The 26812-nt window shown below is 74.7% G+C and carries 18 protein-coding genes; 12 read left to right on the top strand and 6 right to left on the bottom strand.

Annotation, left to right across the window (positions count from 1 at the left end):
• Positions 1-56: 56 nt before the first annotated feature.
• On the bottom strand, positions 57-1550 hold the full coding sequence (locus QSK45_RS17380) for an FUSC family protein (RefSeq protein ID WP_285558280.1): 1494 nt from the start codon (positions 1548-1550) through the stop codon (positions 57-59).
• A gap of 249 nt (positions 1551-1799) precedes the next feature.
• Here QSK45_RS17380 and QSK45_RS17375 point away from each other — a divergent pair, with 249 nt between their 5' ends.
• The 3 genes from QSK45_RS17375 (at position 1800) to QSK45_RS17365 (ending at position 4551) form a co-directional block, all read left to right on the top strand.
• Entirely contained in the window at positions 1800-2276 is a 477-nt protein-coding gene (locus QSK45_RS17375) for an Lrp/AsnC family transcriptional regulator (protein WP_285557832.1), read from the top strand.
• Between the two features lie 18 nt (positions 2277-2294).
• A complete protein-coding gene (locus QSK45_RS17370; RefSeq protein WP_285557830.1) occupies positions 2295-2990 on the top strand; it encodes an HAD family hydrolase in 696 nt (231 codons plus the stop codon).
• An 82-nt stretch (positions 2991-3072) separates the two neighbouring features.
• Complete coding sequence (locus tag QSK45_RS17365; protein ID WP_285557828.1) at positions 3073-4551, top strand: MFS transporter; 1479 nt, start codon at positions 3073-3075, stop codon at positions 4549-4551.
• A gap of 130 nt (positions 4552-4681) precedes the next feature.
• Here the strand turns inward: QSK45_RS17365 and QSK45_RS17360 are convergent, their stop codons facing one another.
• Positions 4682-5521: a LysR family substrate-binding domain-containing protein gene (locus QSK45_RS17360; protein ID WP_285557826.1), complete on the bottom strand. Its 840-nt coding sequence runs from the start codon at positions 5519-5521 to the stop codon at positions 4682-4684.
• A 109-nt stretch (positions 5522-5630) separates the two neighbouring features.
• On the opposite strand from QSK45_RS17360, the gene QSK45_RS17355 reads away from it, so the two are divergent.
• The 6 genes from QSK45_RS17355 to QSK45_RS17330 all read left to right on the top strand — a co-directional run bounded on the left by QSK45_RS17355 (position 5631) and on the right by QSK45_RS17330 (position 19005).
• On the top strand, positions 5631-6044 hold the full coding sequence (locus QSK45_RS17355) for a DUF5997 family protein (protein WP_285557825.1): 414 nt from the start codon (positions 5631-5633) through the stop codon (positions 6042-6044).
• Between the two features lie 114 nt (positions 6045-6158).
• Positions 6159-7013: a DUF4132 domain-containing protein gene (locus tag QSK45_RS17350; protein WP_285557823.1), complete on the top strand. Its 855-nt coding sequence runs from the start codon at positions 6159-6161 to the stop codon at positions 7011-7013.
• Positions 7010-12010 carry a hypothetical protein gene (locus QSK45_RS17345; RefSeq protein WP_285557821.1) on the top strand — a complete coding sequence of 1667 codons (5001 nt, stop codon included), beginning with the start codon at positions 7010-7012 and terminating at the stop codon, positions 12008-12010. Before QSK45_RS17350 ends, QSK45_RS17345 begins: the two co-directional genes overlap by 4 nt.
• A gap of 172 nt (positions 12011-12182) precedes the next feature.
• A complete protein-coding gene (locus QSK45_RS17340) occupies positions 12183-13352 on the top strand; it encodes an ATP-binding protein (protein ID WP_285557820.1) in 1170 nt (389 codons plus the stop codon).
• 5 nt (positions 13353-13357) lie between these two features.
• Positions 13358-17266: a vWA domain-containing protein gene (locus tag QSK45_RS17335; RefSeq protein WP_490993579.1), complete on the top strand. Its 3909-nt coding sequence runs from the start codon at positions 13358-13360 to the stop codon at positions 17264-17266.
• Positions 17263-19005, top strand: a complete 1743-nt coding sequence (locus tag QSK45_RS17330) for a hypothetical protein (RefSeq protein ID WP_285557819.1) — start codon at positions 17263-17265, stop codon at positions 19003-19005. The genes QSK45_RS17335 and QSK45_RS17330 overlap by 4 nt, the downstream gene beginning before the upstream one ends.
• 33 nt (positions 19006-19038) lie before the next feature.
• Here the strand turns inward: QSK45_RS17330 and QSK45_RS17325 are convergent, their stop codons facing one another.
• The gene (locus tag QSK45_RS17325) at positions 19039-20157 is read right to left on the bottom strand and encodes a glycoside hydrolase family 3 N-terminal domain-containing protein (RefSeq protein ID WP_285557817.1); all 1119 of its coding nucleotides are present in this window, start codon (positions 20155-20157) and stop codon (positions 19039-19041) included.
• Positions 20158-21423: 1266 nt separating this feature from the next.
• Between QSK45_RS17325 and QSK45_RS17320 the strand changes: the two genes are divergently transcribed.
• Positions 21424-21567, top strand: a complete 144-nt coding sequence (locus tag QSK45_RS17320) for a hypothetical protein (protein ID WP_285557815.1) — start codon at positions 21424-21426, stop codon at positions 21565-21567.
• A gap of 211 nt (positions 21568-21778) precedes the next feature.
• On the opposite strand, the gene QSK45_RS17315 is transcribed toward QSK45_RS17320, so the two are convergent.
• The gene (locus tag QSK45_RS17315; RefSeq protein WP_285557814.1) at positions 21779-22201 is read right to left on the bottom strand and encodes a secondary thiamine-phosphate synthase enzyme YjbQ; all 423 of its coding nucleotides are present in this window, start codon (positions 22199-22201) and stop codon (positions 21779-21781) included.
• A gap of 71 nt (positions 22202-22272) precedes the next feature.
• Here QSK45_RS17315 and QSK45_RS17310 point away from each other — a divergent pair, with 71 nt between their 5' ends.
• A complete protein-coding gene (locus QSK45_RS17310; protein ID WP_285557813.1) occupies positions 22273-23352 on the top strand; it encodes an NAD(P)-binding domain-containing protein in 1080 nt (359 codons plus the stop codon).
• 21 nt (positions 23353-23373) lie between these two features.
• On the opposite strand, the gene mltG is transcribed toward QSK45_RS17310, so the two are convergent.
• Both mltG and QSK45_RS17300 read right to left on the bottom strand, forming a co-directional pair.
• Positions 23374-24270, bottom strand: coding sequence for an endolytic transglycosylase MltG (mltG, locus tag QSK45_RS17305; protein ID WP_285557812.1), 897 nt, complete (start codon positions 24268-24270; stop codon positions 23374-23376).
• Positions 24271-24400: 130 nt separating this feature from the next.
• Positions 24401-26203, bottom strand: a complete 1803-nt coding sequence (locus tag QSK45_RS17300; RefSeq protein WP_285557811.1) for an ABC transporter ATP-binding protein — start codon at positions 26201-26203, stop codon at positions 24401-24403.
• 114 nt (positions 26204-26317) lie between these two features.
• On the opposite strand from QSK45_RS17300, the gene QSK45_RS17295 reads away from it, so the two are divergent.
• A complete protein-coding gene (locus tag QSK45_RS17295; RefSeq protein ID WP_285557810.1) occupies positions 26318-26767 on the top strand; it encodes a MarR family winged helix-turn-helix transcriptional regulator in 450 nt (149 codons plus the stop codon).
• The last annotated feature ends 45 nt before the right edge of the window (positions 26768-26812 follow it).

Below are 26812 nucleotides of genomic sequence, written 5' to 3'. Positions count from 1 at the left end.
CCGCGTCCTCTCGCGCCAGCCCGTCGAACCTCCGCGTATCCTCCGGCCGCCGGGCATCACGCCCCGACCAACCGCGACCCCGACGGCGCCCGCAGCGGCTCCGCCAGGGCGGCGAGCGCGTGCTCAAGGCCATGCACATGGGCCAGCGCGGGCGACACCGGGGACTCGGCGGCGGTGACCGCCGGCTCGGCGGAGCCGCTCGTCAGTGCCTCGACCGCCGACTCCACCCGCCGGCACGCCGCCGCCAGTCGCGCGTCGTGCGAGGCCTCCGGGTCCGCCGCGACGGCGACCAGGCCCCTGATCTCGCGGGCGCAGTCGTCGAGCAGCGCCAGCACCCGGCGCGCCCGCCGCTTGCGGGCCGGCAGCGGGTTCAGCGGATGCACCAGCGGCGCCACGGACAGCCGCACACGGCCGAGCAACTGCTCCAGCTCGGCCACCCGCGGCGCGGGATCGGCCGCGGGGCAACCCGCGAGCCGCTCCGCCGCCTCCGCCGTGCAGGCGTGCACACAGCGCAGGGCCCGCTGGATCCACGCGTCCGTCGTGGCGTGCGTGGTGACCGGCAGCAGGAGCAGCACCGCGAGCACGGCGCCGAGCGCGCCCACCGCGGTCTCGCCGAGCCGCAGCGCCAGCAGTCCGGGGGTGAGGACGCCGAGGAGGCCGTAGAGCAGTTCGGCGAGGACCGTCACCCAGAGCATCATCCAGGTGTAGGAGACGGCCGCGGAGTAGAAGATGCCGAAGACGGCGACCGCGAGCAGCACGGCCGTCGGCACGGGCGCGCCGTGCAGCGGAACGGCGACGAGGAAGCCCAGGCCGACGCCGATCAGCGTGCCGAGGACCCGCCGGAAGCTCCGTACCAGCGTCTCGCCGCGCGAGGTGGTGTTGACAAAGACCCACCAGGTGGCGCCGACCGCCCAGTACCACCGCTGACCGGACACCAGCTCGCCCACGACCAGCGCGAAGCCCGCGCCCGCGATCGCCTGCACCGCCTGCCGCGTCGTCACCCGGGCGAGCCCCGAGCCGGTGGCGGGCTGGGCGGGGGCGGCGGCCGGGGGCAGCCCGCGCTCGTAGCACCAGAGGCCGAAGCGGACGACGGCCGCGCTGAGCACCGACAGCAGCACGGCGACGGTCAGCTCGGGCAGCCGGTCGGGGGTGGCGTGCAGGAACTGGGCGGTGAAGAACATCATGAAGGCGAACACGCCGAGGCTGTGCCCCCGCGGCCCCCAGCGGCGCGCGTACACCCCGCCGCCGACGACGGCGAGGAACGCCAGGTCCCGCGCGACCGGGTACGGGTGCAGCGCGGCCGCGGCGGCGAGCACCGGCAGGCCCGCGGCCGGCAGCAGCGCGGTGGTGGCCGCCTGTCCCCGGACGGTGGGGTCGGCCACGGTGAACAGGGCGAGCAGCGCGGCGAGACCGCCGGTGACCGCGCCGACGACGGAGTGCCCGACGAGCAGGCAGACCGCCACGGCGAGCGCGATGCCGAGGACGGCCCGCGACGCCCAGCGCAACCGCGCCAGCCCCGGGTCCGGAGCCACGAACACCTTCTTCAGCACTGCTGCCCTCCCCACGGACACCTTGGAACACCAAGGAAAAGCGGAAAACAAAAGGCGCCGCGGGGATCCGCAGCGCCATCGACATGCCCATAAGAGCATCCTCGACCGCACTGGCTCAAGTGACGCCCGATTCGCTGGGCCAATGGCCCATCACCATCCTGCTCAGGCGACAGCGGAAGGAACCAACGGCGCAGGTCGAGCGAGGGACTGGTCCGTACCAGCACTGGGCCATTGGTACAGTCGTACATCATGGCCGTGGACGAACTCGACACCCGCATCCTGCGACTGCTCCTGGAGCAGCCGCGCACCAGCGTGCGCGAGTACGCCCGCATCCTCGGCATCGCCCGCGGCACGCTCCAGGCGCGCCTGGACCGCATGGAGCGGGACGGCGTGATCACGGGCAGCGGCCCCTCCCTGTCCCCCGCCGCGCTGGACCATCCGGTGCTGGCGTTCGTGCACATCGAGGTCACCCAGGGCCACCTGGACGACGTCGGGGACGCGCTGGCGGACGTTCCGGAGATCGTGGAGGCCTTCTCGATCACGGGCGGCGGGGATCTGCTCGCACGGGTGGTGGGCCGGGACAACGCCCATCTGGAGGACGTCATCCAGAAGCTGATCAGCCTGCCCGGCGTGGTGCGCACCCGCACCGAGGTGGCGCTGCGCGAGCGCGTCCCCTACCGGCTGGGCCCCCTGGTGGAGTCGGTGGGCCGCGCCGCCCACGGCTGACCCGGGCATGCTGGGCTCATGAGCGATCTCGGCGCCCTCGCGGTCGTCTTCGATCTCGACGGAACGCTGGTGGACAGCGAGCCGAACTACTACGAGGCGAGCCGGCGGGCCCTGGCCGAGCACGGCATGCCGGACTACACCTGGGCGGACCACCAGAGCTACGTCGGCATCGGCACCGGGGAGACGGCCGTGCTCTGGCGGGAGCGCTACCGCCTGCGCGCCGCGGCCGCGGACCTGCTGGCCGCGACCGACCGGCACTATCTGGAACTGGCCCGCGCCCGCACGCGCGTCTACCCGGAGATGCGGGCCTTTCTGGAGCTGCTGACCGCACAGGGGGTTCCGACGGCGGTGGCCTCGGGTTCCACTCCCGAGGCCATGGAAGCGGTCCTGACCGGCACCGGTCTGAGGGACCTCGTCCCGGTGGCGGTCTCGGCCGTCGACGTCCCGCGCGGCAAGCCCGCACCGGACACGTTCCTGGAGGCCGCCCGGCGGCTCGGCGCGGATCCGGGCGACTGCGTGGTCCTGGAGGATGCGGCACCGGGCGTGGCCGCGGCGCACGCGGCCGGGATGCGCTGCATCGCCGTCCCCTACGTCACCGACCAGGCCGACGACCCCGGCTTCGAGACGGCGAGTCTGCTGCTGCGCGGCGGGCAGGAGGAGTTCACGGCGCGGTCGGCGTACGCGTGGCTGCGGGAGACCGCGCGGGACGTCTGAGTCACGTACGGGGACATACACCGACGCGCCGGGCGTTCCTCTCTTACCAGCTCGTGGCCTCGCCGCTGCTTAGCGTGGCCCCATGACCATGGACACGGCCCGGCCGGCCGACGACCGGCGCCGCTGGCAGGCTCTCTGGGTCTGTCTGACGGCGGGCTTCATGACGCTGCTCGACAGCTCGATCGTGAACGTCGCCCTCCCCTCGATGGAACGCGGCCTCGGCGCCGACACGGCCGCTCTGTCCTGGGTCGTCTCGGGCTACGCGCTCACCTTCGGGCTCGCCCTCGTGCCCGCCGGACGACTCGGGGACCTGCGTGGACGGCGGACGGTCTTCCTGTTCGGGCTCGCCCTGTTCACGGTGGCCTCGGCGGCGTGCGGGCTGGCGTCCGACGCCGGGTGGCTGGTGTTCTTCCGGCTGTCGCAGGGCGTGGCCTCGGGCATCCTCGCACCGCAGACCACGGGGCTGATCCAGCAGATGTTCCGGGGCACCGAGCGGGCACGGGCGTTCGGCATGCTGGGCAGCGTCGTCGGGCTGTCGACCGCGATCGGCCCGCCCGCCGGCGGACTGCTGATCCATCTGTTCGGCACCGACGACGGCTGGCGCTGGGTGTTCTACGTCAACCTGCCGATCGGTGTCGCCGCCTTCTGCGCGGCGCTGCGGCTGCTGCCGCGCACCCCGCCCGCGACCGGCCGGCGCGAGGGCATCGACCTGCCCGGTGTGCTGCTCCTCGGCACGGGCGTGCTCGCGCTGATGCTGCCCCTGGTGCAGGAGCAGCAGTGGACGGGCCGGATGAAGTGGGCGCTGCTGCCGGTGGCCGCGCTGCTGCTCGCGGGATTCTGGGCGTGGGAGCGGTGGCAGGGCTGGTGGGGGCGGGCGCCGCTGCTGGACCTGCGGCTGTTCACCCAGCGGTCCTTCTCGCTCGGCGTGCTGCTGAACCTGGTGTACTTCGCGGGTTTCACCACGCTCTTCTTCGTCTACACGCTGTTCCTGCAGAACGGCGTGGGCTACACCGCGCTCGCGGCCGGGTTCTCCTCCCTGCCGTTCGCGTGCGGTTCGGCGATCGGCGCCGCGGTGAGCGGCCGCCTCGTCGTGCGCCACGGGCGCAAGCTGGTGATCGCCGGTCTCGCCGTGGTCGCGCTGGGCCTGCTCACGGTGATCGCGGCGGTGCAGCTGGTGCCGGGGCGGGGCGTGGCCTGGGCCGCGGCGCTGCCCCTGCTCGTCGCGGGCCTCGGCTCGGGCGTCACCATCTCCCCCAACACCACGCTCACCCTGGCGAGCGTTCCCGTGCGGCGCGCGGGGGCGGCGGGCGGGGTCCTGGTGACGGCCCAGCGCATCGGCTCCGCGGCCGGGATCGCCGCCGTGGGCGCGGTGTACTTCGCCCACCTGGCCAACCACGGCAGCCCCGCCGTCGCCCTCCAGCTGGGCCTGCTGACCGCCGTCGGCATCATCGCCCTCGCCCTGGCGCTCGCGGTGGCCGACCTGCGGGAACGGCAGGGCGAACCGGTGAGCACGGTGCGCGGCGGGGTGGCACGGCCGGAGGAACGCGATCCGGCGGCCTGAGGAGGTTCCGTCCGACGTCGGTGGCCGAGGCCGGTGGGCGCCCCGGCGGCCCGGCCCGTGTCCTGGTGGAGCCGGCCCGGCCAGGTGGCGTTTCCCGCAGCCGGAGCCGACGGCTACCGAGGCCGGCGGTTCACGACCGCCGCCGCGGCTTCCCGCGCTTCGCCGCCGGCTTGGCCCCGCCGGTGCGGGCGCGCTGGCCCCGGCCGCCCGACGACTTGGCGGCCGCGGGCTTCTGCCCGGCCCCGGACTGTCCGGCGCCCCGGGGCTTCCTGTCGGCCTGGGACCGGCCGCCCGGCTTGGCGGCACGCCCCTCCGCCGCACCACCGTCCGCCGTACGGCCGTCCGCGCGCCCCGCCGCGGCCCGGCCCCGCGTGCTGTTCACCGTGCGGCCCCGGACGATGCCGATGAAGTCCTCGACCAGGTCGGTGGTGGCCTCCTGCGGCCAGGACAGGGCGACGCCGGACCGGGGCGCGTCGGTGACCGGGCGATAGGTGAGGTCGCGGCGGTGGTAGAGGCGGGCGAGGGACTGCGGGACGACCAGGAGGCCGACGTTGGCGGCGACCAGCTCGATCGCGTCCGGCGTCGTCGCGGGCCGCTCGAACGCGGGTTCGCCGGGCGGCCGGTCCCAGTCGAAGACGTCGTCCAGGGGGTGGAAGAGCACCTCGTCGGCCAGGTCGGCCAAGGTGACCTCCTCCGCGGCCGTGATCACGTGGTCCTTGGGGACGACGACCACGCTGGTCTCGGTGTAGAGGGGGATCGCGCTGAAGAAGTCACGGTCGACGGGCAGTCGTACGAGACCCGCGTCGGCCTCTCCCGCGCGCAGCAGGTCCGGCGCCTCGGCGGCGGGTGCCTGGACGAGGGTGAGCGGGACGTCGGGCAGGCGTTCGTGCCAGACCTTCACCCATTTGGCGGGCGTCACTCCAGGGACGTACGCGAGCCGGAACGACGGTGATTCCTCCGAGCCTGTCACCAGGCCAGGTTACCGGCCGCGGCCTCGCCCGCGGTCACCGGCCACGATCCCCGCTCGGGGCCCCGGCTCGTGGTCGGCTCCCGCACGCACGGCCGATACCCTTGTCTCCATGAAGTCGCAGCAGAGCACCCAGACGATGAAGCCCGCGACCGCGGCGAAGAAGCTGGGTGTGTACCTCCCCGCCACCCCCGCCTCTTTCCGGGAGGGTGTGGTCTCGCGTGCCGAGCTGAACGAGCTCCAGGCCGATCCGCCGCAGTGGCTGCGCGAGCTGCGGAGCAACGGTCCGCACCCGCGTCCGGTGGTCGCCGCGAAGCTCGGCGTGTCCATCGCCGGTCTGGCGCGCGGCGGGGTCACCGAGGCGCTGACCACCGAGCAGATCGAGGCGCTCAGGCAGGAGCGGCCGGAGTGGCTCCAGAAGGAGCAGGCCACCCAGGTCGAGGTCCGCAAGGAAGCGGCCCGCATCAAGAACCTGAAGCAGCAGAAGGAATCCGCCAAGACGTCCGCGGACTCCGCCCGGGGCTGACCGTCCGCCTCGTCCCCGGCCGTCTCCCCAGCGCCCTCCGCCCGTCGGAGGGCGTTGTCAGTGGTCACCCCTAGAGTTCCCGTCACTTGATCAACGCGGTGCGGGGAGGCACGTATGGGGTGGGTGTCGGCAGGCGACTACGAGGTCGCCCTCGACGGCAAAAAGGTGGTGTGCCGCAACGCGTCCGGGCGGCACCTGAAGTCGGTGCCGCCGAAGATCGCGGATGATCCGGCGGTCGTCGGTCTGAAGCAGCTCGTCGAGTGGCTGGAGCGGCACGAGCAGCAGTGCCTGGCCGATGCCGAGCGGTGGATGGTCCGCTCGCTGCCGGTGCCGCTGGACGTCGTCACCCGCGTATGGCCGGATCCCGCCTGGCAGTCCGCGCTGCGCGACCTCGTCGTCACGGATGCCGGCGGAGCGGTCGCCGGATTCCTGCGCGACGCCGACCCGGAGCGGGGCCTCGGCCTGGTGGACCTCGACGGCGACACCGTCCGCATCGCCCCCGACCAGGTCCGCATCCCGCACCCCGTGCTCCTCGAAGACCTGGAGGAGCTGCGGGAGTTCGCCGTGGAGCTGGGCGTCGAGCAGCGCGCCCAGCAGCTGTTCCGCGAGGTCTGGCACCGCCCGGCCACCCTCGACACCAAGGCGACGCAGATCGAGGAGTACGCGGGCGGCGTCTTCAAGCAGCTGCGCTTCCTGCACGGCCGGACCGCCCAGCTCGGCTACCGCGTGCGCGGGGGCTACGCGGTGTGCCCCGTGGTGGAGGACGGCCGCGCCGTCGAGGCCCGCGTCTGGATCGGCGACTACGACGGCTACGAGCAGACCGAGACCGGTCCGCTGGCCTGGTCGGAGCCCGGCGGCCGGGTGCTGAGGCTCGGTCAGGTCGGGCCGGTGGCCTGGTCGGAGGGCATGCGCATGGCGGCGGCGCTGTACGCGGGGCGGGACATCGAGGACGAGGAGCGGGCGGCATGACGTACGACGAGACCACGGTCACCGCGCTGCTGGACGCCGGTGCCGTACTGCCGCCGGGCAGCACCACGCGCGAGGACGCCGACGGTCTGACGGTGCGCACGTACACGCATCCCGCGCTGGACGGGCGCGCGGTGGTCCGGCTGGTGCCGGGCACGCTGGGCGAGGCCGAGGACCTGGCGCTGGAGTTCCTGGGCCTGGCCCGGGAACCCGAGGCGCCGGAGGTCGGACAGGTGCGCCGGGAGACGCTGGGCTTCCCGGCCTGGGCGCTGGTCCACGACCCGGCGAACGGGCACCACGCGCTCGCCCTGGTGAAGGACGTCGAGCGGCTGGCCCGGCAGGCCAAGTCCCGTCCGGGTACCGCCAAGGAGGGCTTCGAGACGCTGGGCGAGCGGCTGGGGCGCGCGGTTCCGCACTTCCTGCCGACGTTCTACGAGCAGGCCGCGCGGGTCTTCCTGGCGCACGAGAACACCACGTACGCGGCGGCGTTCTTCGGCAAGGCCCGCGAGGCCGAGCGGGTGCACGCGCTGGCGGTGGACGAGGAGCGGCGGCGCGCGGTCTTCCTGGAGTTCGCCTTCGCCGGGGCGCTGACCGTCAAGGCGCTCAAGGAGTACGTCAGGGACCTCGCGGCGCGGCTCGAACCGGCCGCGGCGTGGGCGCAGTTCCGGCAGTTGTCGGTGGAGCGCTGCGCGGCCGGCATGCCGCCGTACGCCTCGCTGCCGCAGGACGCGCGCGGGCTGATCAAGGCGGCGGGCCTGGACCGGATGACGGAGGAGTGCGCGCTGGTCGCCGACTTGCTCGCGTCCCCGGCCGCGGTGCGCGCGCCCCGGTCGTTCTGGACGGCGTACCGCGCGGTGCTGCCGGTCCTCGCGGAGCGTCGGCCGCAGACCCGGACACGGCTGCTGGAGATCATGCCGGCCGGGCTCGGCCGGGAGGTCGAGGACGACGAGTTCTGGCTGACGCTGCTCGCGGAGACGGGAGCCGAGCGGCTCCTCACGGAGCCGGCGGCGGCCGCCGAACACGGGGTGGACCCGGCGGACTGGCTGAGCCGTTGGGCGTCCTTCCGCAAGCACGGCGGGTCGTACTCGCTGCGTTCGCCGGGCACGCTCGCACTGGTCGAGCGGATGACCCCGGGGCTGGTCGCCGCCGGGCGCCCGGTGGCCCTGTTCGCGGGCGGCTGGCACGCGGGCGCCGACCTCGACCTGCTCGACCTGTGCCTGACCGAGGGCATCGCGCTCACGATGCCGGGCAGCGGCGAGCGGACGTTCCTGCCGCTGGACAACTGGCTGACCGACAACCGCGAGGGCGCGCGCGACCTGGCCGCGGTGGCGGCCGACCGGCAGCTGCGGCGGCTGCTGCACACGGCTCTGGGCCCGATCGGCGGCCATGCCCGCTCCGAAGAGATGCTGAACACGCTCGCCGTGCACCCGGTCCTCGCCGACGTGCTGCGGGAGTGGCTGGAGGAGGCCGCCGACGCCTTCACGGACGCGGTGGGCCTGCCCGGGGCCGCCCGGGCGCTGGACCGGCTGCGTGCCTTCCGGAAGATCGCTCCCGAGGTCAGCCCCGAGGCGGTGGCCCGGGTCGCCGACCACCCGACGGCACCGCTGCTCGCCCGCACCCTGCGGGCCGGCATCCTGGACGAACTGGGCTGGCCCGCCCTGGACGAGGCGATGGCCGTCCTCGACGCGCAGACCCGCGCCCCGGGGAACGGCAACCGCTCCGACGACGCGATCGCCGTGTACGAGGCGTGGCCGGCGCTGATCGTCACGCGCGGCCACAAGGCGATCGTGGTCGGCCCCGACCAGGTGCTCCTCGACCACGATCTGCGGCTGCCGCAGGACCCGGACCGCTGGCAACGGCCCCGGTTCCGCTACGTGGACGGGGAGTTGCTGGTGATGTGGCGGCAGGGCAGCACGCAGTACGGCTACTGGTCGGCCCGGCCCGCCGACGTGTTCGAACTCGGCGGCGAGCAACTGCCGTCCTGGTGGCACGCGAACGAGTCGATCGTCCCCTCCATCCCGATGCCCGACGGCGGCCGCGCGAGCGGTGGCAAGGCGCTGTACGCCGGTGACAAGGTCCTGCCGCCCACCCGGAGCCTCCTCGGCGACGGCAGCACCTACTGGCGCCAGGGCCGGGACGGCCGGCGGACGGTGTGGCTGGAGTACGACCCGGCCACCGGCACGCACGGCCGCGCCTCCCTGCCCGCCCTGCTGCGCGCGGGCATCCGTGAGGACGCCGAGCTGCTGCCGGAGCGCTGCGAGGTGCTGCCGCTCCGACCGGGCCTGGAGGACAGCCCGTTCGGGACCGACGGCACCGTGCTCGGGCACTGGGTGCGCACGCAGGGCGAGGGTGACGGCAAGGTGCGGACCGCGGGCACGCCGGACGGGCGGACCGTGTCGGTGCCGGTGGCCGCCATCCAGCCGGACGGCATCCCGGTGGGCGCGCTGCGGCTGCCGGGCGGCGCCGAGCCGGTCGTCGTGGAGAGGTTCCGCGGCATCGGGCTGATGTCCTTGGGCGGCGACGGCTTCGGCCCTGGCGAGCTGGGGCGCGTGACGCCGCAGGGCCAGGGCGGGGAGTTCGCCGCGGGCACCCGGTTCGTGCCCCCGCTGCCCTTCTGGCACGCGCTGCGCCCCCGCGACCCCGAGGGCTCGGCCGTGCTGCGCGCCGTGAGCGAGGAACAGACCGCCGAGGTGCTGCGGCAGGCCGCCGAGGCGCTGGGCGAACGGCAGGAGGCGCTGGCCCGCGCGGGGGACGACGAGCAGGCCAGGGCCGCCGTGCCGAGCGCGGACCACGTGCTGCGGCGGACCGTGGCCGGCGCCCTGCCGGGGCTGACCGACGCGCGGCTGGTCATCGGCGTCGCCGCGCTGGTCAGGTCGACCCTGCGGATCACGGACTCGGCGACCGCCTTCGCCCGTCCCGCGCAGGAACGCCCGCGGCTGCCGCGCAACCGGACCGAGGGCATGTTCGCCGACTACCGGCCCGAGCACGGTGACGACCACAGCGTGCACCAGGCCGTCTCCGGGCTCGGCGTCCCGCACGGCTGGTGGCAGCGGGAGGTGTGGGACGCGCTGCGCCAGATCCGGTCGGTGAACCATGTGCTGTCCGGCCGCCCGGCCGACGGCCGGCCGCTGCCCGGCCGCGAGCGGCTCGGCGCCCTCCCGGACGGCTGGGACAGCGAGGAGTTCACCGTTCCGGGCATCGGCATGATGTGGCCTCCGGTCCTCGGCATGCTGCGCGCGCTGGCCTACCGGGCCGCGTCGCCCGCCCTGACCGACGTCCAACGGGAGCCGCTGCTCCTGCTGTTCGACGCCCTCGCCGAAGGGCCGCTCGCCGGAGCGGGCGGCACCCTCCGGCAGATGGTGCTCAGCGAACCGCACGACAAGCAGCAGCGCGCCGGACAGGTGCTGCGCCGCGCCGGCCGCACGGTGGTGATCCTCGGCTGCCAGAACGTCGACACCCAGCGGGACCGCGTCGGCTGGCTGGCACTGGACCACGATCCGAGCGGCGCGTTCGGCGCGGTCGCCCACTTCACGCTGGACCACGAGGTCCGGTACGACACGACGATCGCCGCCGAGGACCTGGCCGCCCTGGTCCGCCTGGTCCGTGAGAAGGGCGCCGCGCCCTGGACGGCCGGGGCACCCGAGGCGCTGGTGACGGCGACCGGCGGCGGGCTCGGCCCCGTCCAGGCGGCCGTCCTGCTCGCCGGGCAGCCGCAGGACCTCGCGGCGGAGGGCCTGGCCGTGATGGGGCTCAAGTCCAGGCAGGGGGAGTTGGGCGACGCGCTGCTGCGCGGCCTCGGCACCGAGGCCCGCACCGCGCTGCTGGGCGCGCTGCTGCCCTGCGACCCATCGGACCTGTGGACGACCGGTCCGGACACGGAAGCGGCGGGCCGGGTGTGGGCCGAGCGGCTCGGCGCGCTGGTCCGCGTGCCCGAGGACATCAGGACCGAGCTGACCGGGCTTCCCGTCGGCGACGCCGAGGAGGTGCTCAACCCGTCCCGCACCCCGTGGCTGAGCCGCACCACGGTCCTGCGGCCGGACAAGGACGGCAACCTCGTACCCGCGGACCCGGCGGCCGTGCCGTCCGGACGCGACCTGGTGAACGCGGTCGACGGGCTCGCCGCCCTCGCCTACGGCCTGCCCCACGGCCATCCGCTGCGCTCGGCGCTCCCGGCCGGACTCGCCGCCGTGCGCCGACGGCTGACCGACCCGGAGCTGATACTCGGCCTCGGCGTCGAGCAGACGGAGAAGGGCACCCCGACCGCGGCGGCGCTGCGCAAGGCGTACGGACTGCCCGCGACCGGCGGCGCCGACGCGCACGGCCTGACCCGGGTGGGCGAGGCGATCGTGCTGCGCCCCTGGTACCAGGACGTGGAGACGGTCCTGATCCGGCCGGCCGGGCTCGACGGCCCCGACGACGCCGTGTTCGGGCTGCTGGCGGGACTGGTCGGACCGTACCGGGGACGCGGTCTGGAGGCCGTACGCACGCTGCTCGGCGAGGAGTTGGGCCGCGCGGTCGCCTTCGGTGCCGAGACGTCCGCCGGATACGCGCAGGACCCGGCCGTCAGCGTGCCCGCGCTGGTCGCCGAGGTGGCCGAGGCGCACGGGCTGGGCGAGGACGCGGCCGCGCTCTACCTCCAGTTGCTCGCCCTGCCCGACCCGACGGACCGCAACTGCGCCCGCTGGACCGGCTGGCGCCCGGCCCGGCTGAAGAGGGCCCGCGCCGAGCTGGCCGCGACGGACCTGGTGGTCGAGGCGAAAAGGCCGCGCGCGGGGCGGACGCTGTTCCTGCCGTGCGGCTGGCGCGATCTGAAGTCGCCCGCGCTTCCGGTGGAGACCTGGAAGGAGGGCCTGTACCCGGTGCCCCCGCACCAGCGCGCGGTCCCGCTGCTTCCGGTGCCGGAACTGTTCGCCCGAGCCTGGGCCCGCGTCCGCGCGGGCGACGCCCCGGCCTACGAGGAGCTGCGGACGCGGGCGACGCGCAGGGGGAGGCGGAAGTGAGCGGCCCCGTCGGGGGCGGCCGCCGGGTCGGCACCGGCCGCACCGCCCCCGCCGCGGGACGGGGCCGGGCCGGTTCCGGCCCCGCCTTCCCCCGGTCCGTTCCCGTCCGTGTCTCTCGCCGTGCCCCCGCCGCTTCCCTTCCCACCCGTGACTCCCTGAAGGACTCCCTCCGATGACGACCGTCCTCGCTCCCGACGCCAGCCGCCAGATCGTCCCGCCCGAGGACCGCTACGCCGCCGAACTGGCCTTTCTCGCGGCGTACGACACCGGTCCCCGGCCGCCCGCCTGGCGGCTCACGCCCCGGGCGGTGGTGACCTTCGTGATGGGCAGCGGCGGACAGGCGCTGCGGCTGCCCGAGGACGCCGCGGTGCCGGACGGGGTGCCGCGGCGGCTGGAGATCGGCGGCAAGTTCGTCGGCGACCGCGCGCTGGTGGAGCGGTGTGTCGTCACGCTCGCCGGAGAGCGCGGCCTGCTGCTCGTCGGTGAGCCCGGCACCGCCAAGTCCATGCTGTCGGAGCTGCTGTCGGCCGCCGTGTGCGGAACCAGCGGGCTGGTCGTGCAGGGCACGGCGGGTACGACGGAGGACCAGCTGAAGTACGGCTGGAACTACGCCCTGTTGCTCGCGCAGGGCCCCAGCCGCACGGCACTCGTGCCCTCCCCGGTGCTCACCGCGATGACCCGGGGCGCGGTCGCCCGCGTCGAGGAGGTCACCCGGTGTCTGCCCGAAGTGCAGGACGCCCTGGTGTCCTTGCTGTCGGAGCGGCGCATCGCGATTCCGGAACTGGCGGGCGGTGAGGACTCGTCGGCACACGCGGCACCGGGCTTCACCCTCATCGCCACCGCCAACCTGCGGGACAGGGGCGTCTCGGAGATGTCGGCCGCGCTCAAGCGCCGCTTCAACTTCGAGACGGTCGGCCCCATCGCGGACCTCGACGCCGAGACGGCGCTGGTCCGCGGACAGGCGCGGGCCTCGGTGGAGCGGGCGGGCGCGCCCTTCCAGGTCGACGACGCGGTCCTGGAGGCCCTGGTCACCGTCTTCCGCGACCTCCGGGAGGGCCGCTCGGCCGAGGGCTGGGAGGTGGAGCGGCCGTCCACGGTGATGAGCACCGCGGAGGCCGTCTCCGTGGCGGGCGCGCTGGGGCTGGCCGCCGCGTACTTCCCGGGGGACCGTGATGTGCTCGGGCTGCTGCCGGGCCACCTGCTCGGCGTCGTGCGCAAGGACGACCCGGCGGACGCGGCACGGCTGCGCGGCTACTGGGACGGACCGGTCCGGCGCCGCGCCGAACAGGGCTCCGCCACCTGGCGCACCCTGTGGGACCTGCGCACGGTCCTGGAGGGCTGAGGACCGTGCCGTACGACAGTCCCGACGCGGCCGTCGCCGCCCTGACCGACCCGACGGCGCCGTACCTCATCGGCGTGCGCCACCACGCGCCCTCCCTGGCCGCGGCCGTGCCCGACCTGCTGGACGCGGCCGCGCCGGATGTGGTCCTGGTGGAACTCCCCGCCGAACTGGAGGAGTGGCTGCCCTGGCTCGCCCACGAGGACACCCGCGCCCCGATCGCCCTCGCCGCCGCGCCGTCGACCGGGCGGGGCGGACCGGCGTTCTACCCCTTCGCCGACTTCTCGCCCGAGCTGGCCGCCGTGCGGTGGGCGGCGCGGAGGGGGATACCGGTGATCGCGTGTGATCTGCCGCTGGCGGACCGGGCCTGGTCACAGGCGCCGGAGGAGGACGAGGGCGGGCCGACGGAGGACCGCGCCCGCTCGCAGGCACCGGGCAGGGCCGGACCCACGGGGGACCGCGCCCGGGGCGAGGCACCGGACGAGAACCCTGCGACACGACACCACGCCCGGCCCGCAACACCGGACGAGAACGCACCGGTCGGGAACCACACCGGACCCGAAGCCCCGGCCAAGGACCACCCGAACGGCAACCACACCCGCCCCGAAGCCCCGGCCGAGGGCACACCCGCGGAGGGCCACGTCCGACCCGATGCCCCGGCCAAGGGCACACCCGCGGAGGGCCACGTCCGACACGCAGCCCCGGACGGCGAGTCGGCACTCGACGGCGGCTCCGGAGTGCCCGAGCCGTCGGCGGCCACAGGCCGGCCCGGGATCGCCTCGGCCCTGCGCTCCCGGCTCACCGGACGCCCGGGGGACGACCTCTGGGACCGATTGGTCGAGGCCGCCGCGCCCGGTTCCCCGCCGGAGGCGCTGCGGCGGGCCGCGTTGCTGACGGGATGGGCGCTGCGGGAGGAGGCGGCGGCCTCCGGCGGGGTACCGGTGCTGGATCTGCGGCGTGAGCGGTGGATGCGGGCGTGTCTCGCCAGGGCCACGGCGCGCGGGGAGCGCGCGGCGGTCGTGGTCGGTGCCTTCCACGCCCCGGCGCTGCTCGCACCGGTGGACGGCGATGACGCGGGCAGCGGCACCACCGCCGAGAAGACCCCCGCGTCCGTCCCGGCCTGGACCACCTCCCTCATCCCCTACGCCTACGCCCTCCTGGACGCGCGTTCCGGCTACCCGGCCGGCATCCGCGACCCGGAATGGCAGCACATGGTGCTGGACGCGGCCGGAGATCCGACGGCCCTGGAGGACGCGCTGATCGGCGCCGCCGTGCGCATCTGCGCGGAACTGCGGGCGCTGGGGCACCCGTCCGGGCCCGCCGACGCCCGCGAGATCGCCCGGCTGGCCGGTGATCTGGCCCGGCTGCGGGAGCTGCCCGCGGCAGGCCGGGGCGAACTGGTCGAGGCGGTACAGACGGTGCTGGCCCAGGGCGAGCCGTACGGCCGGGGACGCGCCGTGGCGAGGGCGATGGAGAGGGTGCTCGTCGGCACGCGGACCGGCCGTCCCGCGCCGGACGCGCCGCGCAGCGGACTGGTCCCGGCGGTGGAGGCGGAGCTGGCCGCCCTGAACCTGCCGGGCCCCGCCGGGCCGGACCCGGGCACCGCCCGCGACCTGCGCCTCGACCCGCTCCGCTCCGACCTGGACCGGCGCCGCGAACTCCTGCTGCGCCGCCTCGCCGTGTGCTCGGTGCCGTACGCCGAGCCGAAGGAGGTGGCCGGCACGGGCGGCGCCGACGCGCTGACCTCACGCTGGGAGGTGCGCTGGACCCCGGCCACGGCGGCCATGCTGACCGTGGCCGGTATCCGCGGGGTCACCCCGGCCCAGGCCGCCGAAGGAGTACTGCGGGAGCGCCGGCGCCAGGAGCGGGACGAGGGCGGGCCGACCGCCGCGCAGACCCTGCGGGGCCTGGCGGAGGCCGCGGAGTGCGGCCTGCCCGCCCTCGCCGACGAACGCCTCGACGAGACCGCCGAGGTGCTCCCCGGCACCGCCACCCTGCCCGAACTCCTTGCCGGGCTGGCCCTGTTGGACCGGGTGCGGGCCGGGCACATCGCCGGGCTGGGCGCGGACGGGGAGCGTACGGGACGGGCGGCGGCCGTCGCCGGGACGCTGACCGCCGCCGCGGTACGTCAGCTCGACGGGCTCACCGGTTCCGAGGACCCGGCCGACGCCCGCGCCCTGCTGGAACTCGCCCAGCGCGCCGACCGGTCGGGCGGCATCCGGCTCGGGGACGCGCTGGCCCGGCTGGCGGCCGGCGGTTCGCCGCTGATGCGGGGCGCCGCCGGGGCCGTACGGGTGCTGCTGGGGCAGGAGGAGGCGCGGGCGTTCGGCGACCGTGTGGCCTCCTGGGTGGACGGCGCCGCCGGCCCCGAGTCCCGTTCGGCGCTCACCGCCCGCCTGACCGGACTGCTGACCGCGGCCGGACCGCTGCTGGAATCGGCCGCGCCCGCGCTGGAACCGCTGCTGAACCGCGTGTCGGAGCTGTCCGACCGCGACTTCCTCGACCGCCTCCCGGCCCTGCGCGGCGGCTTCGACACCCTCAGTCCCGCCGCGCGCGAACGCCTGCTGTCCGCCGTCGAGGAACGCCTGGACGGCGAACGCCCCTCCGACACGGGCGACATCGACCCCACGGCCCTGGCCCGCTGGACCCGAGCCGACCTGGCCGCCCGCGGGGCGCTGGCGGCGCTGGGTCTGCTGCCGCCCGACCGGCCCACCGGGGACAGCACCGCACAGGACGCCGCGGCCGACGCCGTCGAGCCCCCCGCGCCGAGCGCGCCCGACCCGGAACCGCCCCTCGCCCCCGCTCCCGCCCACCGCCTCTCCCCCGCCGACCGCTGGCGTCTGCTCCTGGGCCGTCAGAACGGTCGACTCCCCGCCTCCGCACGTCCGTTGGCGACCGCTCTCGACGAGTTGTACGGCTGCGGACGCGGCGAGGGCAGCCGGGGCGACATGGCAGAGCGGGGCCGCGGCGGGCGCGAGGTGGCGTACCCCGGCGCACGCGAGTGGTCCGAGGAGCTGGCGGCGCTGTTCGGTCCCGGCATCCGGGAGGAGGTGCTGGCGGCGGCGGCCGCAGCGGGCCGACGGGACGTGCTCGCGGAGCTGGACCCGGACACCGTACGGCCCTCCGTGGACCTGCTGCGCTCCGTGCTGCGGCACGCGGGCGGGCTGCCGGAGGCCCGGCTCGCCGCCCTGCGTCCGCTGGTGCGCCGGCTGGTCGAGGCGCTGACCAGGCAGCTGGCGACCCGGCTGCGCCCCGCGCTGCACGGCACCGCCCTGCCCCGCCCCAGCCGCCGCCCCGGCGGCGGCCTGGACCTGCCCCGCACCCTGCGGGCGAATCTGGCCACCGCCCGCCGCGAGCCGGACGGCACGGTCCGCGTCGTCCCCGAACGTCCGGTCTTCCGCAGCCGCGCCCGGCGGGCGGCCGACTGGCGGCTGGTCCTGGTCACCGACGTGTCGGGCTCCATGGAGGCGTCCACCATCTGGGCGGCGCTCACCGCCTCGGTGCTGGCCGGGGTGCCCACGCTGTCCACGCACTTCCTGGCCTTCTCGACCGAGGTGATGGATCTGACGGACCACGTCGAGGATCCGCTGTCGCTGCTCCTGGAGGTGCGGGTCGGCGGCGGTACCCATATCGCGGCCGGGCTGCGCCACGCGCGTGAACTGGTCACGGTGCCCTCGCGCACCCTCGTCGTGGTCATCAGCGACTTCGAGGAGGGCTATCCGCTCGGCGGGCTGCTCGCCGAGGTCCGCGCCCTGGTCGGCGCGGGCTGCCATGTCCTGGGCTGCGCGAGTCTGGACGACTCCGGCCGCCCGCGCTACTCGACCGGAGTCGCGGGCCAGTTGGTCGCCGCGGGGATGCCGGTGGCCGCCCTCAGTCCGCTCGAACTCGCCCGTTGGGTAGGGGAGAAGATCGCATGAGCCCGCAACTGCCCCCGGTCGCCCCGGCCGTGACCGCCGAACTCGTCGCGGCGCTCTCGCCCCGGCTGCGCAAACGCCTGGACTCCGGCATCGCCAAACTGGCGGACCGGCCCGTGGTCCGCGACGGCGACATCGCGCGCATCGCGGTGGACGACGGCACGGACCTCGAACTGCACGCCCCGGACGGTGCGGTGCGACAGGCGGGCGCCGTCCGCTGCGGCTGCCTGCTGGCCCCGGACTGCCTGCACCGCGCCGCGGCCGCCTCCCTGGCCCCGGTCGCGGAGGACGAAACGCCGGGGCATGACGGGAGCGGGGTCGACTCTCCCGCCCCGCGGGGTGGTCCGGGCGAGGAACAGCCGGCGGAGGCGGCCGAGCCCCCCGAGTCGGCCACGCCGGACCAGCGGGCCGCCGCCCGCGCCGTACGACTCGCCGCGGCCGCCGTGCTGGAGGCCGGTACGGACGGGGCGGGCGCCGTGCTCCAGGCGGAGTTGCTGCGCGCCGCGCACACCGCCCGTCTCGCGGGCCTGCACCGGGCCGCGGCCACGGCCGTCTCCGTGGTCACCGCCCTGCGCGCGGCGCGCTCGGCCGACCCGGCGTACCACCTGACCGATCTCGTCACCGGCCTGCACGACGTCCTCCACGTCTCCCACCGCGTCCCGGCCGCCTCCGGCACCGAGTTGTCCGCCCTGCGCGGCACCGCGCGACAGCCCTACCGCCCGGACGGCTCGCTGCGCCTGTACGGCCTGTTCTCCGAACCGGTGCTCACCGCGAGCGGCTACGCGGGCGCGGTGACCTGGACCGCCGACGCGGACGGCCGGCTGTACCAGGTGTCCGACGTGGCCCCGGGGGGCGCCGGGCGGGCGGCGGGCGCGGCCGACCGGGCCGTGCGCATCGGCGACACCGCCCTGACCCACCGCGAGTTGGCCCGCGCGGGCCTCGCGGTGTCGGGCGCCACCGTCTCCCCCACGGGCCGGCTCGGCGCGGGCGCGGGAGTACGGGCGGTACGGGCCGGCGGGGCCGGCTGGCACGAGGACCCGGTGACCCGGCTCTGGGCGGAACCCGTGCCCGACCAGATCGCCCGCGCCCTGACCGGCGGTCACGGCCTGCTGTTCCTGGACGTCACCCTCACCGGCACCGCGGCGGAGGCGGCGGGCGACTGCCTGCTCGCCGACTGCGACGGCGTCACCCTGCGCCTGACCGCGGCGCACGACCATCCCGCGCTCCCCCACCGCGACAATCTGCGCCTGCTGTCCGCCGCCCGCGGCACCCGGCTGCGTATCGTGACCCGCCTCACCCCGGCCACGCATCCTCGGGCCCGGTTGCTCGCCGCCGAGCACCCGGCCCGGTGCGGCACCCGCCTCGACATGGGGCTGGACCGTCTCCAGCGCGCCGACCTGCCCACCGCTCCCGCGGCCGCGACCCGACCGGCGCCCGTGCCCGACGAGGCGCCGATCCACCTGCTCCGCCGCCGCGTCCAGCAGACCGTCTCGGGCGGCCGCCCCGTCCTCGCCCTTCCCGGCGACACCCGCGCCGACGCCCGCCGCCTGCACCACTCGGGTCTGGCCACGGCGGCGGACCTCCTGACGGACCTCCACTCCGCCGCCGCGGACCGCGCCCACGACGTCTTCGGCCGCCTGCGGCCCGCCGATCCCGACCGCTTCGCGCGCGCCTGGCTGGCCGCGGCCCACTACACGGCCGAACTGGACCGCGCCTTGTGCCTGGCCGCCTGGACGTCGTGACCATGCCGTTCGAGCGACACGCGCCGCGAGACCTCAGCCGCAGTCGAGCAGGCCCGCCTTGCCCTTGGCGTCGAGTATCCGGCGCACGCTGGCGTCGACCTTGGCCCGGAAGGAGGCGTCCTGTCCCATCTTGGTCTGGATGGCCTGTGCCATCGCGGGTATGATGTCCGGCCGCACGGTGAGGATCATGTCCCCGCCTGCCCCGGTGAAGTTGACGGCCCGTTGGGCGGGGCTGAAGGACCGCACCGCGACCGCGTTCCCGAGGTCGTCCGAGATGACCACTCCCCTGAAGCCGAGTCGGCCGCGCAGGAGCTGGTCGATGACCGTCGGGGAGAAGGCCGCCAGGTGCTTGGCGTCGATCTTGGTGTAGGTGGCCGACGAGACCATCACGAAAGGCGACCCGGCCTGGATCCCGGACTGGAACGGCTTGAGACTGGGGCTGGTGGCGGTCGTCACCGAGTCCACGACACCGGCGGTGGTGTCGGTGTTGCCGATCACCTGGCCCAGCCCGGGGAAGTGTTTGAGCGTGGTCAGCACGCCCGACTGCGCGAAGCCGGCGGCGAAGGCGTTGGTGTGGGAGGTCACGGTGTCCGGCGTGTGGCCGTACTCGCGCTGGAAGGAGCCGATGGGGATGTTGCGGGTGCCCAGTTCGGCGGGGACCACGTCGGCGACCGGTGCCAGGTTCAGGTCGACCCCGGCTCTCTTGAGCTGGAGGGCCCAGACGGCGGCCTGGGCGCGCAGCATCCTGGTCGACCGGCTGCCCTGGACCAGCCCGCTGGGCATGGCCGAGAAGCCGGGGCCGTTGAGCACCTGCACCCGGCCGCCCTCCTGGTCGGTCGCGACCAGCAGACCGACCTGCCGGCCGCCGACCCGGTCCGCCTGGCCCCGGAAACCGTCGACGATCTTCCTGGTCGCCGCCGTACCGGCGGAGCTGCGGCCGGTCAGCATGACGGACCCCACGTGGTTGTCGCGCAGAATGCGCAACTGGGCCTGGTCCGGGTGGGCCGCGGAGACTCCCCCCATGAAGAGCTGTCCGACCCGTTGGGCCGTGGTCATGCCGGACAGGAACCGGTCGGTACAGGTGGCGGCGGGGGACATCGGTGCGGTGCGCACGCTGGTCGTGGCGACGTCGGTTCCCGTACGGCTCGGCACCGGACTGGCGGTTCCCGGGGTCCCCGTGCCGCGGGTGGCCGCGGGGGACCGGGGGGAACTCGTCGCCGACCCCGGCGTGACCGATGCACCGCAGCCCGCGACCGCGAGCGCCAGAGCGAATAGCGGGACCCCGGTGCGCAGGGCTGTGCGGCGGCTCCTGGGCCGCTGCCGGACGCGTATGGACATGCTTCCTCTCCCGGGCCTGGACGGACCGGGGCTGCCGCGTACTGCACAACCGCTTCCGTCGCGGCGAGCCCGGCTTGCTACGTCCACCACACCGTACGTTACTGGGCATTTGTTCGCCCCACGGCGAGGGAGCGGGAGCAGCCACGGCGGACCCGGCCGCGTGTGGCGGGCCCCGGAACCCGCCTGTCGTGCCGCGCCGCCCCCGGGTCGCCGCGCGGACCTGCGGGCCTGCGGTGGGTGTGTCCCTTCGGTACCTCGTGACGTCCGGTGAGCCCCCGCGTAAGCGGCCCTGGCGGTGAGCCTCGTCACCGGTCTGACTGTCGACATCCATCAGGCTCGGCGGCTTCCCGCCGTGACGTGCTGCCCGCCAGACGGGTGACCCGCCGTTCGCCGCCCCCCTGGAACGAGTTCGGGGGACGGCGTGCAGCGGACGAGGCAGACCGCCTCCTTTCCCGCACGTGCGGGAAAGTCGAGTGTGCCCCGCGCGTCCCGAGCACGGCTTCCCGTCTCCCGGCTGAGGCGCTCCGCGGCGACGAGCCGGTTCACCGCTCGGCGGATCGTCTCGGGCGAGAGCCGTCGGCCAAGGGCGGGCGGTATCTTCCCCGCCAGGGATTCCGGCAGCCGAAGCGCGCCCCTTCTCGTCCAGGTGGCCGAGCCTGCGGGCGGTCATCAGCGCGTCGACGGTGTACGCCATGCCCGGGACCCCGGCCCGGGTCATCGGCAGCTCCCGAGGTGAGGACGCGACCGGCCATGGTGATCCGCGGCTTCAACGATGCCAGGGGCAGGCGGAGTCGGTGCCGGTCCAGTCCGGCCGTGACGCGTGTGCCGACGGCGACGTCGGAACGGTCCGGGTGCACGCCCGGTGTGCGAGGCGTGCCGTCGGCCCCGTCGGCACGCGGCCTGCCGTCCACCAGCGAGGCCGGAAAGCCCGAGCCGCCGCGCACCGTGATCGCTCGGCGCCCGAACTGCCGTGCCCTCCTTGCCGGTTGACGGGCGTGCGCGAGCCGCGCGGTCCGCCTCGGCCATCCGGCTCGCCGCCCGAAGGGGCAGCGGGCACCATCCGGCGACCATGTGCCGCTCGTGGAGGGACCGCTGGACCTCGGACTCCGTGGCGAGCGCATCGGCCGGCTCGCCGCCTTCCCCCTGCCTGACGACGAGGACTTCGGCCGCACCGGCGTCAGCGGCTCGGGGGTGAGCCCGTCCTGCGCCACCCGTCGGCCGTGACAGCCGTTGCACGGGCGGACACGGCCACGCTGCGGGAGGCCTTCCGGCCGCCGGCCGTGCCGCGGATGAAGGAGACGGCCTCGTGCGGTCCCGACAGGACCCACCCCGCTCCGAAGACGGCTTCCTCCCGCGATCCGCCCCACCGCGAGGAACGACCCCTCGCCCGCCACGCCTTACCCCCGCCGTCCACCGAACAACGGCCCACCCCGGCCTACCCGAGGAACGACAGCCGCACCTGACGGTTGGGATTGTCCCTGTTGGTGTCCACCAGGCACACCGACTGCCAGGTGCCGAGTTCCAGCCGGCCGTCGATCACCGGCAGGGTCGCATGGGGCGGGACGAACGCCGGGAGCACATGGTCGCGGCCGTGGCCGGGGCTGCCGTGGCGGTGCTGCCAGCGGTCGTCGGCGGGGAGCAGGGTGTGTAGGGCGGCGAGGAGGTCGTCGTCGCTCCCGGCGCCGGTCTCGATGACGGCGATCCCGGCGGTGGCGTGCGGGACGAAGATGTTCAGCAGGCCGTCGCGGCCGCCCGCCGTCTCCCGCAGGAAGTCCTCGCAGTCCCCGGTGAGGTCGACGACGCGTTCCCGGGAGCCGGTGGAGACGTTCAGGATTCGGGTGGTGAAGGCATCTGACATGCCTCCCATCCTTCCGCATGCCTGTGGCAACGGACGGGAAGAGCGGCGCCCGGCACACTGTTGGTAGAAGCGTGAACGAAATGCGTGAGGTCGAGGTGGTCGTCGTAGGCGCTGGTCAGGCCGGACTGTCCAGCGCCTATCACCTGCGCCGGGCCGGCTTCGAGCCGGACCGCGACTTCGCGGTGCTCGACCACTCCCCCGCACCGGGCGGCGCCTGGCAGTTCCGCTGGCCCTCGCTGACGTACGGCAAGGTGCACGGGATGCACGCGCTGCCCGGGATGGAACTGACCGGGGCCGATCCGGCGCGGCCGTCGGCCGAGGTGATCGGCGCGTACTTCGACCGGTACGAACACGCCTTCGGCCTGCGGGTACGGCGCCCGGTGGAGGTGCGGGCGGTGCGCGAGAGCGACGGCGGACGACTGCTCGTGGAGACCTCCGCCGGGACCTGGTCGACCCGTGCGCTGATCAACGCGACCGGCACCTGGGACCATCCGTTCTGGCCACGCTATCCGGGCCAGGAGACGTTCCGCGGGCGGCAGTTGCACACCGCGCAGTACGCCGGGCCGGAGGAGTTCGCCGGACGGCGGGCGGTGGTCGTGGGTGGCGGCGCCTCCGGCACCCAGCATCTGCTGGAACTCGCCCCGTACGCGGCCGCGACCACCTGGGTCACGCGGCGGCCGCCCGTCTTCCGCGACGGACCGTTCGACGAGGAGGCGGGACGGGCCGCCGTCGCGCTGGTGGAGGAAAGGGTGCGCGAGGGGCTGCCGCCGCGCAGCGTGGTCTCGGTCACCGGACTGCCCCTGAACGACGCGATCCGCCGGGGGCTCGCGGACGGGGTCCTGGACCGGCGGCCGATGTTCGACCGGATCACTCCCGACGGTGTGGAGTGGCGGGACGGCGGCCGCGTGGACGCCGATGTGATCCTGTGGGCGACCGGATTCCGGGCGGCGCTCGGCCATCTCGCGCCGCTGCGGCTGCGCGAGCCGGGCGGCGGGATCCGGATGGAGGGGACGCGCGCCGTGGCCGATCCCCGGATCCACCTCGTCGGCTACGGCCCCTCGGCCAGCACGATCGGCGCCAACCGGGCCGGCCGCGCGGCCGTACGGGACATCGGACGGCTGCTGGCGGAGGAGCGGCCGGTCGCCGCGTGACGAACCGCCGGAGCTGTCGGCTCAGCCGGCCTTCCCGGACGGCGGCGCGGACGACGAGGAGGGGGTCGGGCTCTGACTCCGGCCCGTCTGCTGCCCTGCCTTCTGCCGCACGGAGTTGAACTCCTCCACGTTGCGCATATGCGTCTCGTAGTCGGCGGTGAACCGGGTGTCCCCCGGCTTGACCGTCACGAAGTACAGCCAGTCGCCCGGCGTCGGGTTGATGGCGGCGCGCATCGCGTCCTCGCCCGGGTTGCCGATCGGCGTCGGCGGCAGGCCCATGCGCTGATAGGTGTTGTACGGGCTGTCGCTCTTGGTGTCGTCCTCGGTGGCGTGCGCGCGACCCAGCGCGTAGCTGAGGGTGGAGTCCAGTTGCAGCGGCATCCCGCGCTCCAGCCGATTGAGGATGACACGGGCGACCTTGCCCATCTCCTCCTTCTTCACGGCCTGGGCCTGGATGATGCTGGCCACGGTGAGGGCCTGGTAGACGTTCATCGCGTTGCGCTGGGCCCCGGCCGCGACCGGTGCGCCGTCGAACTTCTGGTGGGCGGTGTCCACCATGGAGCGCAACACGGACTCGGGGGTCGCGCCCTTGCGCAGGGGGTAGGAGGTCGGGAAGAGATAGCCCTCCGGATTGCCCCCGGCGTCCTTGGGCAGCGACAGCCGGGCCTTGCCGAGCGATGTGCGGGTACTGCCCGAGGGCAGGGCGAGCGCCTTGTCGATCGCCTCGTACACCTGGCTCGCGCGCCAGCCCTCCGGGACGACGAGCGCGGCGGACCTGGGTGCCTCATGGTGATCGGCCACCGTCAGCAGCGGCACCGCCACGGCGGTACCGGCCACGACGACACCGGCCACGACGAGGGCGAGTCTGCCCCGGCGTGTCAGTCGGATCCTGCTCCGTGGCGGAATAAGCGTCTGCATGCGGGAACCGTAATACGCGGATCACCGCAAACCCGGCATATATTCAGCTTGTCGGCCCAGTCACCCGTCGTAGCCCGCCACCCCGGCCGTCCGCCCGAGCCGGCGAGCCCGCGAGCCCCGGTCACCGCGCTCACCCCGTCGGCTCCAGCTGCGCGTCCCTGCGCACCAGGGCCGCGTACCGCCCGTCGCGCGCCAGCAGTTCCTCGTGCGTACCGCGTTCGGCGACGTGTCCGGAGTCCAGCACCACGATCTGGTCGGCACCCCGGACGGTGGACAGCCGGTGGGCGATGGTGATCGTCGTGCGGTTCGCCGAGAGGGCGTCGATGGCCTCCTGGACGGCGGCCTCGGTCCGGGTGTCCAGGGCGCTGGTCGCCTCGTCCAGGATGAGGACCGGCGGGTCGCGCAGGATCGTGCGGGCGATCGCGAGGCGCTGCTTCTCCCCACCGGAGAAACGGTGGCCGCGCTCGCCCACGACCGTGTCGTAGCCGTCGGGCAGCGCCGCTATGTGGTCGTGGATCTGCGCGGCACGGGCCGCCGCGTGCAGTTCCTCGTCGGTGGCGCCCGGCTTGGCGAAGCGCAGGTTCTCGGCGACGGAGGCGTGGAAGAGGTACGTCTCCTGCGAGACGACGCCGACCGCGCGGGCGAGGGTGTCGAAGTCGAGGTCGCGGACGTCGATCCCGTCGAGGGTGACCCGGCCGCCGGTGACGTCGTACAGCCGGGGCACCAGGTAGCCCAGCGTGGACTTGCCGGCACCGGTCGGGCCGACGACCGCGAGGCTGCCGCCGGCAGGGACGGTGACGTCGACGCCGTCGAGGACGGGGCCGCCCTTGTCGTCGTAGCGGAACTCGACCTCCTCGAAACGGACTTCGCCCCTGACCCGGTCGAGGTGGACCGGCCGCGGGCGCTCGGTGATGTCGATCGGCAGGTCCAGGTACTCGAAGATGCGCTGGAAGAGCGCCAGGGAGGTCTGGATCTGGACGCCGGTGGCGAGCAGGCTCACGGCCGGGCGGAACAGGCCCTGCTGGAGCGAGACGAAGGCGACGATGGTGCCGAGCGAGACCTGGGGGCCGCCGAACTGGAGGGCGAGGCCGGCCGTCCAGTAGATGACGGCGGGCATGGCGGCCATGACGATGGTGATCACGGCCATGCGCCAGCGCCCGGCCATGTTCGATCTGACCTCCAGGTCGACCAGCCGCTCGGACTCCTCGGCGAAGGAGCCGGTGAGCGAGTCGGTGCGGCCCATGGTGCGGCCGAGCAGGATGCCGCTGACCGAGAGGGACTCGGTGACCGTGGCGGCCATCGCGGCCATCTGCTTCTGGCGCTCGGTGGTGATCCTCTTGCGCTCGTTGCCGACGCGGCGGCTGATCCAGACGAAGGCCGGGAGCAGGAGCAGCGAGACGATGGTGAGCCGCCAGTCGAGGGCGACCATGGCGACGATGGTGGCGACCACGCTGGTGACGTTGGAGACCAGGGAGGTGGCGGTGGAGGTGACCGTCGCCTGCATGCCGCCGATGTCATTGGCTATGCGGGACTGCACCTCGCCGGTGCGCGTGCGGGTGAAGAAGGCGAGCGACATGCGCTGCAGGCGCCCGTAGACGGCGGTGCGCAGGTCGTGCATGACGCGCTGGCCGACGGTGGTCGAGATCAGCGTCTGCAGCACGCCGAAGACGCTGGAGAGGACCGCGCTGAGGATCATGCCGAGGGCGAGCAGGCTCAGCAGTCCGGTGCGACCGCGCGGGATCGCGACGTCGAGGATCTCCTTCAGCAGGAACGGTGTGGCCACCGAGACCAGCGAGGAGGCGCCGACCAGCAGGCCGACGATCGCGAGCCGCCCGCGGTAGGGACGGAACAGCTTGAGGATCCGCCGCCACTGCCGGGGCCGGTCCTTGGCATCGGCGGGCGGGGTCCAGGAGGTTTCACGGTCGGGATGCATGGGCTCCTACGGAGGTGAACGGGCGCCGGACGGGGTCGACCGACGATGACGGAACGGATCGTAGCTCATTGTTACCTATACTCACAATGAACTGCATCCTGATATTGTTCCCGCATGACCTCCCCCGATCCCGAGGGACTGCTCGCCGAGCAGTTGCTACGGCTCACCCGCCGGGTGCACCGCATCCAGAAACGCCATCTGGAACGGCGCGAACTGGGCATCACCCCTGCCCAGTCCCGGCTGCTGCGCACCCTCGCGCACTACGACTCGCCGCCGCGCATGGCCGACCTCGCCGCGCGCCTGGAGGTGGTGCCACGCGCGGTGACGACGCTGGTCGACGGTCTCGAGGCGAGCGGCAAGGTGCGCCGGGCGCCGGATCCGGCGAACCGGCGCGTGACGCGGATCGAGGTGACCGAGGAGGGGCGGGCGACCCTGCGCGAACTGCGCGGCGCGCGTCGCTCGGCGGCCGAGGAGATACTCGCCCCGCTGACGGAGAAGGAGCGCGAGGTGCTCGGCGTGCTGCTGGACACCCTGATCGACGGCGACGCCGCCAAGCCCTGCTGACCCCGGCACGGCGGGCGGACCCGCCGCACCGGGGACCGGCCCCCC

Origin of the sequence: Streptomyces hygroscopicus subsp. hygroscopicus (genome assembly GCF_030269125.1) — a bacterium.
In the GTDB taxonomy this organism is placed as follows: Bacteria; Actinomycetota; Actinomycetes; order Streptomycetales; family Streptomycetaceae; genus Streptomyces; species Streptomyces hygroscopicus_C.
This window is presented reverse-complemented; position numbering and strand designations above follow the sequence as displayed.